General features: G+C 45.1%; 11 protein-coding genes and 1 pseudogene. 7 read left to right on the forward strand and 5 right to left on the reverse strand.

Features of this window, described 5'->3' with window-relative positions:
• Nucleotides 1–19 precede the first annotated feature (19 nt).
• Nucleotides 20–955 (reverse strand): annotated as a pseudogene (locus tag EGI32_RS20470) (IS1595 family transposase).
• Nucleotides 956–2193: 1238 nt separating this feature from the next.
• Here EGI32_RS20470 and EGI32_RS20475 point away from each other — a divergent pair.
• The 3 genes from EGI32_RS20475 to EGI32_RS20485 all read left to right on the forward strand — a co-directional run bounded on the left by EGI32_RS20475 (nt 2194) and on the right by EGI32_RS20485 (nt 9245).
• Nucleotides 2194–2544, forward strand: a complete 351-nt coding sequence (locus tag EGI32_RS20475; protein WP_255157532.1) for a hypothetical protein — start codon at nt 2194–2196, stop codon at nt 2542–2544.
• A gap of 264 nt (nt 2545–2808) precedes the next feature.
• On the forward strand, nt 2809–8154 hold the full coding sequence (locus tag EGI32_RS20480) for a PKD domain-containing protein (RefSeq protein WP_255157533.1): 5346 nt from the start codon (nt 2809–2811) through the stop codon (nt 8152–8154).
• Between the two features lie 59 nt (nt 8155–8213).
• The gene (locus EGI32_RS20485) at nt 8214–9245 is read left to right on the forward strand and encodes a type IX secretion system membrane protein PorP/SprF (RefSeq protein ID WP_255157534.1); all 1032 of its coding nucleotides are present in this window, start codon (nt 8214–8216) and stop codon (nt 9243–9245) included.
• Between the two features lie 145 nt (nt 9246–9390).
• Here the strand turns inward: EGI32_RS20485 and EGI32_RS20490 are convergent, their stop codons facing one another.
• The 4 genes from EGI32_RS20490 to mtaB all read right to left on the reverse strand — a co-directional run bounded on the left by EGI32_RS20490 (nt 9391) and on the right by mtaB (nt 14121).
• Nucleotides 9391–10827, reverse strand: coding sequence for a M56 family metallopeptidase (locus tag EGI32_RS20490; protein ID WP_255157535.1), 1437 nt, complete (start codon nt 10825–10827; stop codon nt 9391–9393).
• A gap of 11 nt (nt 10828–10838) precedes the next feature.
• Nucleotides 10839–11225 carry a BlaI/MecI/CopY family transcriptional regulator gene (locus EGI32_RS20495; protein WP_255157536.1) on the reverse strand — a complete coding sequence of 129 codons (387 nt, stop codon included), beginning with the start codon at nt 11223–11225 and terminating at the stop codon, nt 10839–10841.
• A 285-nt stretch (nt 11226–11510) separates the two neighbouring features.
• The gene (locus EGI32_RS20500) at nt 11511–12668 is read right to left on the reverse strand and encodes a P1 family peptidase (protein WP_255157537.1); all 1158 of its coding nucleotides are present in this window, start codon (nt 12666–12668) and stop codon (nt 11511–11513) included.
• Nucleotides 12669–12846: 178 nt separating this feature from the next.
• Nucleotides 12847–14121, reverse strand: coding sequence for a tRNA (N(6)-L-threonylcarbamoyladenosine(37)-C(2))-methylthiotransferase MtaB (mtaB, locus tag EGI32_RS20505; protein ID WP_255157538.1), 1275 nt, complete (start codon nt 14119–14121; stop codon nt 12847–12849).
• Nucleotides 14122–14325: 204 nt separating this feature from the next.
• On the opposite strand from mtaB, the gene rnr reads away from it, so the two are divergent.
• From rnr to EGI32_RS20525, 4 genes are all read left to right on the forward strand, one after another.
• Nucleotides 14326–16380: a ribonuclease R gene (rnr, locus tag EGI32_RS20510; protein ID WP_255157539.1), complete on the forward strand. Its 2055-nt coding sequence runs from the start codon at nt 14326–14328 to the stop codon at nt 16378–16380.
• Nucleotides 16381–16484: 104 nt separating this feature from the next.
• A complete protein-coding gene (locus tag EGI32_RS20515) occupies nt 16485–17450 on the forward strand; it encodes a polyprenyl synthetase family protein (protein WP_255157540.1) in 966 nt (321 codons plus the stop codon).
• Between the two features lie 150 nt (nt 17451–17600).
• Complete coding sequence (locus EGI32_RS20520; protein WP_255157541.1) at nt 17601–19526, forward strand: amino acid permease; 1926 nt, start codon at nt 17601–17603, stop codon at nt 19524–19526.
• Nucleotides 19527–19640: 114 nt separating this feature from the next.
• The gene (locus EGI32_RS20525) at nt 19641–20651 is read left to right on the forward strand and encodes a Smr/MutS family protein (RefSeq protein WP_255157542.1); all 1011 of its coding nucleotides are present in this window, start codon (nt 19641–19643) and stop codon (nt 20649–20651) included.
• Nucleotides 20652–20676: the final 25 nt, after the last annotated feature.

The raw sequence follows: 20676 nt of genomic DNA on the forward strand, positions 1-20676 counted from the left end.
AAGGAATCTGCATTTGTTTTCATTCAGGATTTGCCTTTGGTTCATAAGTCAAGTCAGCATATTTTAATCTGCCTTCTACGTTTTGTAACGTTTGATTAAAACGCTCCTTGTCGGTTATTTTACGGGTATTGTAGCGATAGGAGGTTTCAATACAATATCGTTGAAGGTGTTTCGGACTTACGGTGTGGTAAACACCAATGATCGACCGTTTGAGGCATGAAAAGAACCCTTCCACGCTGTTTGTGTAAGCTAAACCGTCCCTGAACTGCATCTGTGAGTGATTTACGGTCATGTGTCCGCCAAATTCCTCTGAAAGACCTACCTAACCCAGATGGCTATCGGTCATAACGGTGGCTTTTTTGTTCACGTTCTGCCTCACTACATCCTTAAAGCTGCTTTCTCCGATAACGGTCAGCCTACCTTTACCGTCCCTTTCTACAAATCCCATCACGGCAGTTTTGTTATCAATGCACTGTTCCTGGTATTTTTTACGCCTTCCCCGGTTCATATTGGCGAACTTTCCGCCCACATAAGTTTCGTCCACTTCTACGATATTTTCCATTGGAGCGGGGGCAGGATCTGACATGATTAGCCTAACACGGTGCAAAACGAACCACGCCGTTTTCTGGGTAATCCCTAAATCACGGCTCAATTGGAGGCTGCTCACGCCTTTTTTGTGAGCGGTGCAGAGATAAATTGCCGCCATCCAGGTCGATAATTTGACCTTTGAATTTTCAAAAACCGTCCCGACCGTCACCGTAAAATTCTTCCGGCAACCTTTATTTGAGCAGCGAAATGTCTTTCCGTCTTTCAAACGATACGGTTTTGTGGAGTTACAGTGAGGGCAAAACGGCGCTCCCTGCCATCTCATTTCTTCCATATAACTCCGGCAAACATCCTCATTGGACATTTTCTGCATCAATTCTTTTAAGTTTTTGAACTCTAACATTTTCATTTTTCCTCACCAAAAAGGTGGAAGTGTTAATACAGTTGTGAAAAAAATGTAACCCTAAGATTTTTAGAAAACTGCCATAACGGCAATAATATCTTCCAATCGGTAAAGCTAAAGCCGTTGGGAAAGTGGGAGAGAACTGGCTAAGATTTTTAAATCAGTTTGTGTGAAGACGCATATACTAGCCAAAATTCATTTTTAAATGTATGGAAAAATACTACTAAAAAAAGTAGTATTTTGATGCAAAGGGCAATATTTAAATACCGGAAATTCGAACTATTATACTTAGTGAATAACTTATAGTATAATTTACTGTTTAACAAAATTTAATTTACTTTAAATTAAATTTAAAATAATTATATTTACATGAAAAAAAGAACAAAACCCTAGTTTTTTGGAAAAGTATATTTTGAAGATACATTTGTTTTAATATCTTTGTTAGTTTACTGATTATTAACTTATTATGAGTTATAAATGAAATTTTAATTTATGAAATAAAATGAATTTTATAAAATATTAATACATCAATTCAACAAATCTTCATTTTTGGCTGTTTTTTGACTTGCCGGACAACTATGCCAGCCAGTGTCAAAACTCGAATAGCAGGTCTTAAAATGACACAAACGGAAGGATGAGTCTAGGAGGGAGAAAAGACGGACATTAAGGCAGTAAGTATAAAATTTCTTAAAAAACCGGCTCTTTTTTAAAGTTTTCAAAAAAATATGGTGCTGGATTGTGTTTTTGTGGGTTAAATTGATTTTTTATTGAATTTATTTCAAAAAAATACAAAAAAATGGATATTTTACCCAAATGATGTGGAAATTACGGTGGAGGCATTTTGATTTTAAAAAAACGCATATTATGTTTGCATCAGAAATCAGGAAATGGCTGTTACCTCTGTCATCCCGGTTTTCTTACCTCTCCAATTTTCTGCGATCAGATACAGATGTATCTGCATAACCGACCCAAACACCCAAACCGCAACGAAATGAGAAAATTTTACATATATCTTCAGGCTTTATCAAGCTCAACTATCAATCTTATCCATGTGCATTTTTTTCCAATGCATCAACCGGACAAATTAGAGAAAGTATATGTCTACAACAGAGATTACAAAAATCTCCCATAAGATCGGTTGCCGATGATCATCGGTTCTCCCTCATTTTTATCCATTATTCATTAAAAAACTTTATATCCGGAAAAACTGGTAAACCCAGTCGTATATTCAAAAGTTATATATAATGAAAAAGTTTTTTTTAGCAGTCGTAGTAATCGTAATGGTTAACTCAGGAGTTTTTGCCCAAAAAGCAACTATTGAAAGTGTGGTGGCAAAAGTTGATAAGGGGCATTTAATCGTCAACTGGAGCAGCAATCAGCAGGCAAATGCTTACTGGCAGATACAGGGTAGTGTAGACGGGAAAAATTACAGCACCATCGGTTTTGTAATGGGAAATGATCCTGCTGCGCAAAATAATTTTAAGTTCAAACAGCCGATGGCCAAGCTAAAGCCCGGTTTGAAATATTTCAGGGTATTGCTGATGGAAGATGCCGAAAACGGTATTGCCAGCAACAGCATACAGCTGACAAAATAATTCGCCAATCCTTCGGGAAGGTAAAGATGTTTTCTTTGGGGGTTACAGAACCAAAAGGTTCTTAACAAGGGCTGTATTTCTATACAGCCCTTTTCTTTTACAATCACACAGGTTTTCTGAAAGCGTTCAATATATGACCCACTTCTTTAATGTGTAATAAAAAGCCGCTTCCGGCATCATTTATCACGTATTTTCATTAGATTTGGTTCCATTTTTCCAATACCTGCCTCTACTATCACTACCACCAAAACTAGTATTACACGCATGAGAAAATATTTACTCCTGGTTACCAGTTTGTTTATTATAGAAGCAGCTTTTGCGCAGGATTTTTCCAATAAGGGGAAAGATTTCTATCTATGCTTTCCGCAGCATGTGGCAAACTCGACTCAAAATCTGGCGGTACTCAGTATATATATCACTTCCGATAAAGCAAGTTCGGGAACGATAACAATGGCCAACGGTCAATTTTCTGCCACCTTCAACATTGCAGCCAATGGGATCCAGGAGATACGCATACCCTTTAACGTAAACATTCACATTTCGAACAGTGAATCCAATACAGTAATAAAAAAATCCATCCGCATACAAACTGATCCGGGCAAACCTGCGGTGGTAGCATATGCGCAGCAATGGGCAGGTGCAAGAAGCGCCGCTACTTTATTATTGCCGGTAAATGTATTGGGGAAAAAATATTACGCAACGGCTTTCAATCAGTCAGGTGCCGATTTCAGTACGTACTCGTCCAGGTCGCAATTCCAGATCATTGCCGTTAAAAATAATACTACCGTAAATATCACTCCCAGGAAAAATGGGGTATTGGAGCCAACTTTCACCATCACTTTACCACTTGCCGGTGATATGTACCAGTATCAGTCTACTGATGCGAATGCGGCTACCCAGGATATTACGGGAACGTTGATCGAATCGGTAGCTTCCGGAGCCGGCGCTTGTCTGCCCATCGCGGTTTTTTCCGGTAGCTCCAATATTACGATCGGTGCCAATGCGGGCTGTGTTGCCGGTCAATCATCTTATGATCCCTTATTTCAGCAATTATATCCTGCCAGCACCTGGGGGAAAAATTTCGGTTTCATTCCTTTCGACGATTACCCGGGCGGGAATCCATACAGGATAATGGCTTCTGAAAATAATACACAGGTAAATATCAACGGGCTGCCGACAGTTGTACTGAATGCAGGAGAAATATATCCTGCAGAATATACGCTTACTCCAAAACTGTTGAGTGTGCCTACCAGCATCACTGCCAATAAACCTATTTGTGTTACGCAGTATATGCAACGAAATGGTTGCTCCGGACGTCCTGTCACCAGTACATTGGGGGATCCCGACATGGTGGTGCTCAACCCGATCGAACAGAATATCAGTGATATCAACATATTTTCATCTACCAACCAGGCCATTACCAAACAGGTAGTGAATGTATTGATCAAGACAAACGCTACGGCCAGTTTTAAAATAAATGGTGTGGCCCCATCGGCCGCCTGGCAAACTTTTACCAATTTGTCCGGTTATTCTTACCTCCGCCAGACCTTGTCGGGAAGTTCTGCACGACTTACAGCCGATAGCGGCTTCAATGCGATCGCTTATGGGATGGGAGCAAATGAATCTTATGCTTATTCTGCAGGTACAAACGTAAAAGATCTTTACCAGCAGATCGGTGTATCAAGCCTCTACGGAATTGAAACGACCCCATCGGTTTGTACCGGGTCTCCATTTAAATTCAAGATATCGCTTCCATACCAGCCGGATTCCATGTACTGGGACCTGAGCCCGCAGCATACCCCGGTATGGTTGAAAAGGGTAGCACCGGCGGTATTGGCTTTTGACTCCACCACTAATTTGAATGGTAAACAGCTGTGGTGGTATTCTTTACCATTGCTGTACACATACAATACTATTGGAGAATACCCGATTACGATCACTACCTATAATTCTAATTCAGATGGTTGTGGTAGTCAGCAGGAGATTGATTTCGAGTTGGAAGTATCCGATCCGCCGGTAGCTGGATTTACCTGGGTAGCGCCGCGGTGTGTAGCCGAAACGGTACAGTTCAATGATGCATCCACTACCGTAAAACCGACATATCATTGGTGGTGGGATTTTAATGACCCTGCCAGTGGTGCTGCGAACAACACTTCCAACCTGAAAAATCCTGCACATAAATTTACCACTCCGGGCACTTACAGGGTGCGCTATTCTAATATTACCACGCCGGGTTGTCTGAGTGATACGTTATTTCATGATGTGGTAGTACCGGCTATGCCAACAGCTACTATTACCGGTAATACATCTGTTTGCCAGAACGCACCTTCTCCCAATATCACTTTCACCGGTGCCGGTGGTTCTGCTCCTTATACTTTTTCTTACAGGATAAATGGAGGCGCTGTGCAAACGATCACTACCGTAACAGGTAACAGTATCACCGTTGCGGTGCCAACCACCACGCCCGGTAGTTACATTTATACACTTACGAATATTCAGAACACAGGTTCTACTTTGTGTACACAGGCTCAGACCGGCATAGCTACCGTTTTGGTGAGGCCACTGCCAACTGCAACCATTGCTGGTACCATCGCGGTCTGCCAGACCGGAACCTCTCCGAACGTTACCTTTACTGGTGCCGGCGCAACGGCTCCTTATACATTTACCTACACCATCAATGGTGGGGCGCCGCTCACGGTCACCACCGTTACGGGTAATTCGGTAAATGTACCGGCACCAACCAATACGGTGGGAGTGTTTACCTATACTCTTACCAATGTTGAAGACGCCAGCAGCAACACCTGCAGCCGTGCCATCACCGGCGCATCTGCTGTGATTACTATCCGGCAATTGCCAACAGCAACCATCAGCGGTACTACGGCTGCCTGCCAGAACGGAGCTGCACCCAACATTACTTTTACCGGAACCGGCGGCGTAACGCCCTATACTTTCACCTATAATATTAATGGCGGGGCAAACCAACTCATTACCAGCACCGGGAATTCAGTGACGGTACCTGTACCAACTGCCGCAACCGGCACCTTCACTTACACCCTCACCAGTGTACGCGATGCCAGTCCGAATATATGTACCAATGCAGTTGCGGGCGCAACAGCGGTTGTAACCATTCGTCCATTGCCAACGGCCACCATCGCGGGTACCACTTCCGTGTGTGAAAGCAGTACATCGCCGGCGATCACATTTACCGGTGCCGGAACCACCAATCCTTACAAATTCACTTATACCATCAATGGCGGCGCGCCGCAAACGGTGACTTCCACCGGCAACGTTGCTACGGTAAATGTGCCTACCAACGTGCCCGGCACTTTTGTATATAACCTTACATCGGTAGAAGATGCTACTTCTACATTGTGCAGCCGAACAATCACCGGTGCAAGCTCAACTGTGATCGTTCGTCCGTTGCCAACGGCCACCATTACGGGAGCTACTACAGTTTGTCTGAATTCAACAGCGCCCATCATCACACTTACGGGGGCTACCGGCACAGCGCCATATCGTTTTACTTATACTATCAACGGTGGAGCACCAATAACGCTCGTATCGGGAGCGGGCGGTGCTGTCACCGTGCCTGTACCTACCAATACCGCTGGTACATTCGTCTATGCCCTTACCAGTGTGACGGATGCCAGCAGCAATACCTGCAGCCGCATCAATCTTACAACCAGTGCAAGTGTAGTGGTAAAACCATTGCCTACGGCCACAATAACTACTTCATCAAGCGAGTTATGCCTGAACGCGGCCGCGCCGAATATCATTTTCACCGGTGCAGGTGGTGCCCCGCCTTATCGCTTTACGTATAAGATCAATGGCGGACCGGATCTTTTTGTTACCACTTCAAATACCAGCAGCAGCGTAAACGTTCCTGTGCCGACCGCTACCGCAGGAACTTTCAACTATACACTCGTAAATGTGCGGGAAGGAAGTGCCAGTCTTTGTGCAAGTGCCGCTACCGGATCCGCAAGTGTATTGGTAAATCCGCTTCCTTCACCGGGCTTTACCTATACGGTTCCTTCCTGTGATACGAGAAGGATCAGTTTCAACTCTTCCACTTCGGTGGCGAATGCCGGAACGATCACTGCCTGGCGCTGGAGTTTTGGCGATGCGGCCAGTGGTGCGGCTAACAATACTTCTACGGCTCCAAACCCGGATCACGTGTTTTCGGGCGCAGGAACGTTTACCGTTACCTTGACCATTACCACGAATAAAGGCTGTGTAAGCGCTGTATTTCCAAGGCAGGTGATCATCACCCCAAGACCGAAAGCAGGGTTCGTGGTACCGGAAGTTTGTCTGAATGATCCGTTCGCACTTTTGACCGATACCAGCAAGATTGCGGCTCCGGGCAGCATCACCGCCTGGGAATGGAATTTTGGCGACGCGGCCAATTCTACACCGGGTAACCCGAATACTTCCACGCAAAAAGACGGCCGCCATAAATACACGGCGGTAGGTGATTATACGGTACGATTGATCGCCATCAGCAACAGCGGTTGTCGTGATACCACCGAGAGCATACTTACGATCAACGGTGGCAACCCGGTATCAAACTTCATACCCGTTGCCACCAACAGGTATTGTGGAAATGATACGATCAGGATCCAGAATAAATCCACTATCGCTTCTGGTAAGATCACCAGGCTGGAGATATTCTGGGATGATGTTGCGGCGCCAACTGTTTTTGAAGCAGATGAAACTGCTACACCGGATAGTATTTTCAAACATAAATATCCGGAGTTTCAGAGCCCCGCTACCAAACAATATGTCATACGGGTGAGGGCTTATTCGGGCGCTACCTGCTTTAGCGACAGCAGGAGAACGATCGTGCTCAATGCTACGCCTGAAGTTGCTTTTGCAGCGATACCAAATGGTTGTATCGATGTACCTCCTTATCGCATCACGCAGGCAACCGAAACTGGTGGAGTAGCCGGAACAGGCGTATACAGCGGCCCCGGCATCATAGCGGTAAGTCCGGGAGTGTATAATTTCAGTCCGGCACTTGCAGGGCAGGGCACGCACACCATCAAATACGTGTATACATCAACCGCCGGCGGTTGCGTGGATTCCGCCAGCCAGCAGGTAACGGTATATCCTAACCCGGTGGTGAATGCCGGCCCGGACCTTACCATCCTGGAAGGGGGAAGCATCACGATTCAACCGACGGTAACCGGTAACGATCTGCGTTATTTATGGACAGTCAATCAATATCTAAATAACAACACCTTGAAAAATCCATTGGCGAGCCCGCCGGTAGATTTCACTTATACACTAACGGTAACGGCCAGGGGCGGATGTACGGCATCAGACCAGGTGTTCATCAAAGTATTGATGGCACCTAAGATCCCGAATACCATCACGCCTAACAATGATGGTAAACATGATACATGGAAAATAGAATACCTGGATACCTATCCGAATTGCAGGGTGAAAGTGTTCACCCGTACCGGTAAACTGGTATTCGAATCTATCGGCTATAAGAAACCGTGGGATGGAAATATGAATGGAAAATCATTACCGGTGGATACTTATTATTATATCATCGAACCGGAAAGCGGAAGAGCGCCGATCACAGGGTATGTGCAGATCATCAAATAACAGCATGCTGTTGAACTTATAAACCGATTGTTGCGAAGCAGCAAAGAAATGCAGGAAACATGAAGAAGACCTTTTTTTTTATCGTAGGAATATGCGCCGGCATTGCTGGTTTCGGGCAGGCCAAACCTTCTTATACCCAATACGTACTCAATAATTATATTTTAAATCCTGCGGTTACGGGTATTGAAAATTACGTGGATGTAAAATTCAGCAACCGCAACCAATGGACAGGGATCGCGGGTGCGCCGGTGACCACGTATGTGAGCATACATGGGCCTATCGGCAAATCAGACCTTCGTACCAGCGCCACTTCTTTCCAGGTACCGGGTGAAAATCCGCGGGGAAAACAATACTGGGAAGAATACACCGCTCCTGCGCCACATCATGGCATCGGTTTCATGGCGATGAACGATAAAGCCGGGTATGTCAGCCGATGGTCGTTGGCGGCTTCTTACGCATATCACAAGCCATTGGGTGTAAAAACTACGCTGGCCGCGGGAATCAATGCAGGCTTTAACAGTGTGAATGTGGATCAGTCTAAAATTGATTTTGCAGATCTGGATCAGAACGACCCGGCGATCGGTATTACCAGTGGCGAGCTGAAAAAAATAAAACCGGAAATAGGAGTGGGGCTTTGGCTGTATTCCGCAAAGTATTTTGCAGGCATATCTGTATTGAACATTATTCCCGGCAAATTCAAATTTGTGAAAAATGATAAATACGGAACTTATTATACGCCCAATTATTTCCTGACGGCCGGTTACAGGGTCAACCTGGATGATAATTTCAATTTTATCCCTTCGGTGATGGTGCAGTACTGGGAACCTCAATTGCTGGGGCTGCATGCCAATGCAAAACTGCAGTACCAGGACAAAGCGTGGATCGGTGCCAGCTACCGTTATGGGGATCTGATCTCCGGCTATTCGGCAATGGCCGGGGTGAATGTAGCCAACTTCTTCAATGTGAGTTATTCCTACGAAGTAGCCACCACGGGCAAACTACGGGCATACACCGGTAATACCCACGAGATCATGATCGGGTTCATCATAGGGAATAAATATGGTGATACTTGTCCGAGGAATGTATGGTAAGGCAATTACGGATTAAGAATGAAGGAATCTCCGTGATTTTGTATTCAGATGTAGGGTTATCGGAGTAGCAATAATAAAAGTTATACCTCATCAGGCAATTTCACTACTTGAGAAGTAATTCGAAAAATTCGTGTAATTAAAAAATTTATTGGGCCAGCGGAACCAGTTTCAATTTCCAGGTTGTATCCGCTACCTTCTTCAGCAAAGAATCCTTCGGTTTTGTTTCAGCGATCACCCAGAGTGGTTCACTCACCCAAACATCCCCTTTCAATTTTACGCGATAAGCACGGGTGATCATTTTACCGGTAGAACTTTCTTCATTGATGATCACTTCTTTTCCTTCATTGGCGGGCTCTGTGCTGGTAGTTAACGATACAGGAACTACTTTTATCTCCTGTATATGTGCAGGGGAGATATCATTCAGCGCTACGGCATCATCTTCGGTTAGGGCAGTTTCGTCTGTAACCATTGCTTTTTTCATCGCAACCGCAGCAGGTTTTATTGGCATAGGTTTATTTATTACCGGTTCGCTTGCATAAGCTACCGACTCAGGCAGGGCAGGGGCTTCGCTGGTAGTGATGATAGAATTGGCCGTTTCTTTTTGCAGCAGTATTTCCTTTACAGGGTCACTTAAAAGCGATACGGTGAAAAACAATAACAATAATAATCCCGCAAATGAAAAAGGCATGCTGGGGCGATTGCGCATGCTGAGTTTTTGCTCCACAGAAAAAAAACGGATACGGGTAAGCAACTGCGAATGGTTGAATACAGCGGCCAGCTGAAATGCTTTTACACGTTGCCTGAGCCTGGCAGTTTTCAAAAGTGCATCTGCGTAACCGATCGTGCAGTAATTGAATTGTAATACCTGTATATCACAATTTTTCTCCCGCTCCAGTTTTATTTTCCCAGCCATGATACGGAGGAAGGGGTTGAAAAAGTAAACCGTTTCCGTAGCCAGCAACAACCAGTTAAGGAGATAATCGTTGTAACGGATATGCGTAAGTTCATGAATGATGAGCGCTTCTGTTTCTGATACACTCAGTTGATTTACCAACGCCACCGGCAACAATATCACCGGTTTGAAAAACCCGAATACGATAGGTGTTTGTATGTTGGTACTGTACCAGAGCGTGACTTTTTTGACGATGCCAAACTGGTGCGCTTTCGACGTAGTGAACATCCTGGTATCTACAGGCGGTTTTACTAACGACAACGAATAGTTGCTTTTGAAATCGAGCCAGCTGCGCAATTGAATGGCTGATCTGATGATCACCACCACTACATATAAATAGAATATCCAGGGAGCGTACTGCTGCAACCATTGCCTGGCGGGCATTTCGGAAGGTAATAACTTGTAGAGGCCGCTTTGCAGCGAGGCGAACGAACCATTGTAATAAAAGCTGAAAGTAGCCAGCGAAGCCATCAGTTGTACTGCTATCATCCCGAAAAGAAGATTGCGTTTGAACAACGGGTGTGGGTTTCTCAACAGCAGGATGATCGCATAATACAGTCCCAGCAGTACGGCAGATTGCCATATACTGTGCATCATACTTACAGCGAAACTATAAGAGAATTGTCCCATGTATCAGTCGGTTATTTTTTGGCTTTTAATTCCGCTATCAGCGATTCGATCTTTTCCAGTTCAGCATTGCTGGCTTTATGGCCCCCCAATGCCTGCAGCACCAGGTCCGCAGATGACCCGGCAAAAAGTCCGTTGATCATCTTATTCAAAAACTGCTTCTGTGTTTTTTCCTTTGTTACCGCAGCCTGGTAAATATGTGTCTTGCTGCTGCTGTCACGCGTTACCAGTTCTTTCTCAAACATGATCTGCATGAGCTTAAGGGTAGTGGTATAACCGCTGTCTTTTGTTTTGCACAGCTCTTCATAAACGGTCCGAACGGTAGCTTCGCCTTTTTCCCACAGCACCCCCAGTATTTCCAACTCGCCTTCTGTAGGTTTAATTACTTTGTTCTTTAGCATAATACGATGTGTTTCGTATGGCAAAGTAGGAAATTATTCGTAAATGAGATGTAAAAATTTTGTTAAGAGGAGAATTGGGATGATGGCTGGAGAATAGGGATCACAGATTACAGAAGGATGAAGGGGATTACACAGATCATTTTTACCTCGTAAAAATGGAAATACAGTTTGTAAAAATCTCAATTCGATAATAAATATGAAATTCTTACAAACTGCATTTTCATTTCCTGCTTGCAGGAAATAATCTGTGTAATCCCCTTCATCCTTCTGTAATCTGTGATCTTCTTATTTAACGCGGTTATATTTCTTCAGCACCTCCATCACCAGCTTGTGCGGCAATCCATAAGCTTTATTGCTGTTGATGCCCTCCATCGTTTCCGCGGCCACCATCGCGTTGATGATCGCTTCTTCCACGGCCTGCACGGTTGCTTCAAATAATGGATTGATGAGGTCGTTCGGCAGTTGTTCTACTTTTGTAAAATCTTCCCGCTGAAACGCAGAAGGATTGGCGGTAGAGAAAGCGATGAAAATGTCACCGGAGCCATTCTCCCCACGTCCGCCTACTTTGCCCACACCTATCGGTATCCTGGCAGTGATACGCTTCAGCTGGTGCGGCAACAAAGGTGCATCAGTAGCTACCACCACAATGATGGAGCCATCCCCAGGCTGATAGGAGGGCGGCGCTTTGAATTCGTAATTCATAGTATCCTTCAACTCTTTTCCCACCGGTACACCGGCGATCGTGAGATTTCTTTTGGCGCCAAAATTCGACTGCACCAGTACCCCAACGGTATAGGCAGAATCTTTGATCTTCACTTTTCTCGATGATGTGCCCGTACCACCTTTGAAACCGAGGCACATCATGCCGGTGCCACCGCCAACATTTCCTTCTTTGATAAAACCGCTTCTGGCGCTGTCCAGCGCTTCATAAGCATTGCTCTCTTTTACATGAAAACCGTAGATATCATTCAGGAAACCGTCGTACGTTTCGGCTACTACCGGGTACGTATACCAGAAATCTTCTTTGTACCAGCCGGTCTTTACAAACCATTTCAATACGGCATCCCTTACCACACCTACGCTGTTGGTATTAGTGATCATGATCGGCGTTTCCAGGAAACCCGATTCCGTGATCCAGGTGGTGCCGGTCATTTCACCATTGCCATTGAGGGAATACCAGTTGGCAAAAACAGGATTGTTGTTGCGGCCTCTCGGCAAAATGGCTGTAACTCCCGTGCGTACCGGTCCCTGCCCGCGAACATTTTTTCCCTTGCCCGAAATGATCGTGCTATACCCAACTTCAACTCCCCTCACATCCGTGATAGCATTGAATGGCCCCGGGGTTCCGTCAAATGGAATACCGATATCTCTGGCCCTTGGTTTTTGGGCGAATGAAATTGTGCAGATGAGCAGCAGTAAGGCTGTGATTGGAAATTTGTACATGGGTGGTGAATGGTGAATGGTGAATAGTGAATGGTGAATAGTGAATGGTGAATAGTGAATGGTGAAAATAGGAAGTTTAATACATAAATGAAACTATGGCCTGACTAAACCCCTAAACCTCTCCTAAACCCTAAACCCTAATCCCTAAACCCTGAAAGTACGCACCACAGGCACGACCCTACACCATCCAATCCACGATGCGGTTCTCATAATCCTTTTGATGCGGGATCGTGATCTTGATGTAATTATCCGTATATCCATCCATCATGCCATTTTTATTGGCGATCTCGAAGAGAGTCCGGCGGCTCTGCCCGATATGTTGCGCAGTGAAAGCCTGCATTTTAGTGTAACTCAGGCTGCGGAGCATTTTGTTGCGCTCATGGCGCACGCTCATCGGCACTACCGGGCCAAGTGTAAGCGCATGTGTATTGTCCCTTTCGGAATAGGTGAAAACGTGGAGGTAGGAAATGTCCAGTCCCTGTAGGAAATCCATCGTTTCTTTAAAATGCTCCTCCGTTTCGCCGGGAAAACCAACGATCACATCCACACCGATGCAGCAATGCGCCATGAATTGTTTGATGAGCTGCACTTTTTCGGCATACAGTTCCCTTTTATAACGCCTCCGCATAGCCGCGAGGGTAGTGTTGCTGCCGCTTTGCAGCGGAATGTGAAAATGCGGCATGAACTTTTTGCTGTTGCTTACGAATTCGATGATCTCGTTGCCCAGCAGGTTCGGTTCTATGGAAGATATCCTGAAACGGTCGATGCCGTAAGGGTTGTTATCCAGTTCTTTTATAAGGTCGAAAAAATTCTCTTCATGTTTGCGGCCGCCGCTTTTGGCGCCTTTTCCAAAATCTCCAAGGTTGATGCCGGTGAGCACGATCTCTTTTGTTCCGCCTTCGGCGATAGCCTTCACACTGTTCAGCACGTTGTCGATACTGTCGCTGCGGCTTTTTCCGCGTGCCATCGGGATGGTACAGAAACTGCAATTGTAATCACAGCCATCCTGCACTTTCAAAAAAGTACGGGTGCGTTCCTTGATGGAATGAGATGCTTCAAAAATGTTGACTTCCTCAATATCGCAGCTGCAGATTTTAGCCGCATCGTTTTTACTGATCTCTTTAAGGTGAGCCGAAATATTGAATTTTTCGGCAGCGCCGAGCACCAGGTTCACCCCGGGAATGGCGGCAATTTCGGCTGGTTTCAGTTGGGCATAACAGCCGGTGATCACCACAAGCGCTTCCGGCGCCTGGCGGTTGATACGCCGTACCAGGTGACGGCATTCCTTATCGGCATTTTCGGTAACCGAACAGGTATTGATCACATATACGTCGGCCACTTCGTCAAATTCTTTTTTGACAAAGCCATCATTCTCCAGCAAACGGCCGATGGCGGTGGTTTCGCTGAAGTTGAGCTTGCACCCGAGGGTGTGGAGGGCGACTGTTTTTTGCATCGGGGGGCAAAATTACGTTTTTTTAAGTCAATAGTGAATAGTCAATAGTCAAAGTATGAGGTTTTTGGTGTATTGGAAAGACCCAATATCAGGCGTAAAACCTTCTTAGTGAACAAACTTCAATATCTCTGAAACCTTCAATGATTTGACTATTCACTATTGACTATTCACTATTTCGCTTAAATTGCATTCAGAAATATACATATGAGTAAAAAGCAACAAGGAAATTCCCCGCAAAAGAAATCTTCGCAAACGCAGATCTTGAAGGGAAAACTCGACATCAGCCGCAGCGGGATGGGGTTTGTAATGGTAGAAGGGCAGGAAAAAGACATCATGGTTAAACCGAACGATTTCGGTAAAGCGTTTCATGGCGATACTGTAAGAGTAGAGATACCCAAACATGCCGGGTTCGGCAAAAGGGTGGAAGGTAAAGTAATAGATGTGGCCGAAAGGAAACAGACAGAATTTGTGGGTAATGTGGAAGTAAATGGCAATATCGCGTTTTTTGTGGCCGGTGGCGAAAAGCCGGTGCCCGATTTTTATATACCCATCGAAAAATTGAATGGCGCTGCCAATGGCGACAGGGTGGTGGTAAAACTTACCCGCTGGGATAAGAATGATAAAAAACCTCAGGGTGAAGTCATCACGGTAATAAAAGCAGAAGACGAAGGCGATCTCGCCATGAAAGAGATCATCATCCAGGCAGGGTTCCCCTTGAAGTTTGAAGACGAGATATTAAAAATTGCGGCAGCCCTTCCTGATACGATCAGCCGGGAAGAAACCAAGAAAAGAAAAGATTGCCGCGACATTCTCACCTTTACCATCGATCCCGCTGATGCGAAGGATTTTGATGATGCCATTTCTATCCGCAACCTCGATAACGGTAATTATGAAATTGGTGTACACATCGCCGATGTGAGCCATTTTGTTACACCCGATAGTCCGCTCGATAAGGCCGCTTATGCCCGTGCCACCAGCGTTTACCTGCCAGACAGGGTGAACCCGATGCTGCCGGAAAGGATATCCAATGAGCTTTGTTCGCTGAGGCCGAATGAAGATAAATATACCTTCTCTGTCATTTTCCAGATCAACAACAGGGCGGAGATAAAGCACAAATGGATCGGCCGTACGATCATTCACAGCAATCACCGCTTTACGTACGAAGAAGTGCAGGAGACAATAGAAACCAGGGATGGCCTGCATTTCAAGCCATTGCTGCTGCTGAACGACCTGGCTAAAAAATTCCGTAAGGAAAGATTCGATAATGGGGCGATCAATTTTTCTTCTACCGAAGTAAAATTCCAGTTGGATGAAAAAGGAAAACCTGTCGGCATCGTAGTGAAAGAGAGTAAAGATGCACATAAACTGATCGAAGAGTTCATGCTGCTGGCTAACAGGACAGTGGCGGAGTATGTTTCCAAGATAAAGATCAACAAAGAACCCATTCCCTTTCCCTATCGTATTCACGATACCCCCGATGATGAAAAACTGGCGCCGTTTGTGGCTTTTGCAAGAAAGTTCGGGTACACTTTCAACATGAAAGATGAGAACCAGGTGGCGGCATCTTTCAACAAACTATTGAAAGATGTGCAGGGCAAACCGGAGCAGCATGTGCTGGAGCAACTCGGCATCCGTACCATGGCGAAAGCGGTGTATACGACCGAAAATATCGGTCATTATGGATTAGGTTTTGAAAATTATTGCCATTTTACTTCGCCGATACGCCGCTACCCGGATGTGCTGGTGCATCGTGTTTTGCAACAATGCCTGGATAAAAATGTGAAGATCGATAAGAAGATGGAAGAAAAATGCAAGCATTGCAGCGATCGCGAAAGATCGGCTATGGAAGCGGAGCGTGCCGGAAATAAATACAAGCAGGTGGAATATATGCAGCAGTTCATCGGCGACGAATTTGAAGCAGTGGTGAGCGGCGTTTCTACCTTCGGTTTCTGGACGGAAACAGTGGCGCACAAATGTGAAGGGCTGGTGAGCATCCGCGACCTGGTGGATTACGATGAATTCCGCCTCGATGAAACAGACTACTGCCTCGTAGGCCAACGTACCGGCACACGCTTCAGGATAGGAGATAAAGTGATGATAAAAGTGGTGTCGGCCAACCTTGCCAAACGCCAGCTGGATTATCATTGGATCCCTTCAAAGCCAGATAGGGCGGCACCTGCAGGAAAGGTTAAGAAAACACCTGCGGCACCTGCGGCTAAAAAAGCTGCTCCTAAAAAACAAACGAAAAACAAAAAATAAGAAATAATAAATAAGGAATAAGAAAGTGAGTTCGCATTTTCGGACGCTGCTTGTTTATTCCATTGTTAATTATTAATTATAATTATTAATTATTAATTGTCTCAATGTTCTCTTTCACCGAGCTCTCTTCCTTATTCGAACAACATTTCAATAAGCGGCAATTCCCGGTTTCTCCCGCCAATCTTTACGATCCTGCGCAATACATTCTGCAGATCGGTGGAAAAAGGGTGCGGCCGGTATGTGTGCTGATGGGGAACGAATTGTTTGGAGAGATCGACCCGGATGCATATCATGTGGCGACTGCTATCGAGTTGTTTCACAATTTCAGCCTTATTCACGATGACATCATGGACAAAGCGCCACTGCGGCGGGGCATGGAAACCGTGCACAGCAAATATGGCGAGTCTACCGCATTACTGGCCGGCGATGTGATGATGGTGCAGGCATACGATAATCTCAACCAGATAAAACCACTTCATCTTCAGAAGATATTATTTCATTTCAATAAGAGTGCGAAAGAAGTATGCGAAGGGCAGCAGCTCGATATGGATTTTGAGCAGCGCGATAACGTAACTATGGAAGAATATGTGAACATGATCACGCTGAAAACTTCCGTGTTGCTGGCCGGCAGCATGCAGGTAGGCGCCATCCTGGGGGGCGCCGGCGAAGGTAACCAGCAACATATCTACAATTTTGGCAAAAACCTCGGCATAGCCTTCCAGGTGCAGGATGATTATCTCGACGCATTTGGCGACCCGGAAAAATTCGGCAAGCAGGTAGGGGGGGATATCTTATCCAATAAAAAGACATTCCTGCTGATACATGCGCTGGACGTGGCTTCTGCTACGCAAAAAGAGGAACTGAAAAATTTGCTTTCCGGCAATGCGCCCGATAAAGTAGCCAGCGTATTACAGATCTTCCGCGATTGCAAAGTGGATGAATGGGCAGCGGAATTGAAAGAAAAATATTTCCAGGAAGCATTGAAAAACCTGGAAGATATCGCGGTCTCTTCTTCCCGTAAGAACGAATTGCGCAAGCTGGCGGAGTATCTTTTGCAACGCGAATCTTAATTTTACCACAAAGACCCAAAGCGACAAAGAAGCACAAAGGATTTCTATTGACTCTTTTGTTTTTATTCTTCGTGAACCTTTGTGTCTTCGGGCCTTCGTGGTCGAATCCCAAAAAATTTCCCTATTTTAGTTCGCACAAAACAAACTGACATGTCTACTTCCTTATTCAGAAAAAAATCTATTGATGTAATATTGAAAGACGCGGCCGCAGGGCTGGGGGATGGAGAACATGGCGGTGGCGGGCTCAAAAAAGTATTGGGCGTTAAAGATCTTACTTTCTTTGGTGTGGCCGCGGTTATTGGTGCCGGGGTATTCAGCAGCATTGGCAAAGCCAGCTACGATGGCGGTCCCGGCGTGATCTATCTTTATATTTTTACGGCTATCGCCTGCGGGTTTGCAGCGCTTTGTTATGCGGAGTTCGCCAGCACGGTGCCGGTCAGCGGCAGCGCTTATACTTATTCTTATGTCGCCTTCGGCGAAATATTCGCCTGGATCATCGGGTGGGATCTGTTGATGGAATATGCCATCGGCAACATCGCGGTAGCGATCAGCTGGAGTGATTATTTTACCAACCTGATGAACAAAGCCGGCCTGCACATCGCTGACTGGCTTACGATGGATTATACAACGGCGCATCATGGTTTTACTGCCGTAACCGAAGAACTTGCCAAAGGTTCTACCCTGGCTTCACTCGATCCGGCGATGGTAGAAAAATACAATGCCTGGATCACTTCACCGACAATAGGCGGGTTGCATTGCATCATGGATCTTCCGGCGTTTTGCATCGTAGGACTTATTACAGCCGTGGTATTCGTAGGAATAAAAGAAAGCCGGTCACTCAGCAACATCATGGTGATGATCAAACTGGCCGTGATATTCCTCGTGGTAGTGGTGGGGGCAAGTTATGTAAATACAGACAACTGGTCGCCCTTTACACCTAACGGTATCGGTGGTATCTTAAAAGGGGTATCGGCTGTATTCTTTGCCTATATTGGTTTTGATGCCATCAGCACTACTGCCGAAGAGTGTAAGGATCCGCAGAGGGATCTGCCGCGTGGCATGATCTATTCATTAATCATTTGTACTATATTATATGTGTTGCTCGGGTTGGTCCTGACGGGCATGGTGCGTTATACTTCTCTCAACGTTGGCGATCCGCTTGCACTGGTATTCGATCAGCGTGGATTGAAATGGATCGGAGCCATCGTTGCGTTCAGTGCCATAATCGCCACAGCAAGCGTGTTGCTTGTTTTCCAGATGGGGCAACCGCGTATCTGGATGAGCATGAGCCGCGATGGTCTGCTGCCGAAAATATTTTCCCGTATCCATCCGAAATTTCATACACCTTCTTTTTCTACCATACTCACCGGCCTGGTAGTGGCGATCCCTGCATTGTTCCTCAACCTGGAAGTGGTATTGGCGCTTACGAGTATCGGGACACTGTTCGCTTTCATATTGGTATGCGGTGGTATCCTCGTATTGCAGGGAAGAAAAGACAAGGCTGAAAGCAAATTCAAAGTACCTTATATCAACGGAAGATTCATTCTTCCCGTATTGTTTATTCTTGCCCTTTTTCTTGGCTGGAAATATAACAACGACAGCATGAAAGAGTTTTTTAACAACAAATTGCTGGTGGCAAAAGAAAATATGTATGACAGGCTGGGAGCAGATAGCGTGCAGTTGAAGACGAGTTTGCTGCAACTGGATGGCGACCATTTCAATCAATATGGCGGCAATGTGAAACAATACCTCGACAGCAGTTTTACCACTAAGTACCGCCCGGTTATACGTAAATCGGGTTTGCCGGAAAAGACAATTTACTACACCGGTTCGGAAGCTTTCCTGCTCAATTTTCCGCAATGGCTTTTTGTTATCGTGGCGCTGATATTTGTAATACTCACTTTTGTGAAAAAATTCTCGCTGATACCCGTACTTGGGCTCGTCAGCTGTTTTTACCTGATGGCGCAGGAAAGCCATACTAACTGGCTCCGGTTTTTGATTTGGCTGATAATAGGGTTGATGGTGTATTTTGTTTACAGTTATAAGAATAGTAAACTTTCGCCAAAAAAAGTTTAGAGATGAGCGATCAGGGTTGAATAAGTCTTAATGATTTGAAAAATTTCAAAAAGATACACCTAAACCCTCCACCCTAATCTCTAATCCCAAACCTGAAACCTGTACTTTTGCAAAATGAAATACGAAATAGGAGACAAGATCATTGTGCTGCACTCCGATGAAGAAGGAAAAGTGGTAGAGATCATTAATGAAAAAATGGTGATGATCGAAGTAAGGGGCGTAAAATTTCCTGCTTACATGGATCAGATAGATTTCCCTTATTTTAAAATGTTCTCCCAGAAAAAAGTAGTGGAGAAAAAGAAAATTTATGTGGATGATATCCGCAAGGAAAAGCCGGTGGCGAGAAAGAAAGTAGGCGATGGCGTTTTCCTGAGTTTCATCCCGGTATTCGATAAGGATATTTTTGAAGATGATGTGGTGGATAAACTCAAGATCTATCTTATCAATCAGAATGAAGAAGGCTATCATTTTACCTACAACCTTTTATTTTCCGGGGAAAGCAATTTTCAGCTGAAGAACAATATCGACGGGCTTTCCGAATTCTACCTGCATGATATCGCGTTTGAAGATGTAAGCGATAATCCACGTTTTGAATTTGAATTTTCACTGGTGAATGAACACAAGAAGAAAGCCCCTTTTTTTGAAGCATCGCTGAAAGTAAGCGGTAAAAAATTATTCAAAAGGGTAGAAGAACTGCAGGAAAAAAATGAAGCTTCTTTTAAATATGAATTGTTTACACATTATCCCGATAAAGTAGAAGAAGAACGTGTAGACCTCTCAAGCCTTGGTAATGCCGGCTTTAGGGTGTACGACGCCGGTAAAGGCCGTCAGCATTTACCGCCGGCAAGATCGGTGGTGGATCTTCACATCGACAAACTTACCAATGATTGGAAACATCTTTCCAACTTTGAAATACTCACCATTCAGCTCAATGAATTTGAAAAGTATTACGACCTAGCGGTAGCGCACAAACAGCCTACGCTCATCATCATCCACGGTGTGGGGGAAGGGAAATTACGTGATGAGATCCATGAAAGCCTGCGGTTGAAAAACGAAGTAAAATCATTTGTAAACCAGTTTCACCCGTTGTATGGATATGGGGCAACGGAAATATACTTTAAGTAGTTTAGGGATCAGGGTTTAGGTATCT

This window comes from Ferruginibacter sp. HRS2-29 (assembly GCF_024343615.1).
Classification (GTDB): domain Bacteria; phylum Bacteroidota; class Bacteroidia; order Chitinophagales; family Chitinophagaceae; genus Ferruginibacter.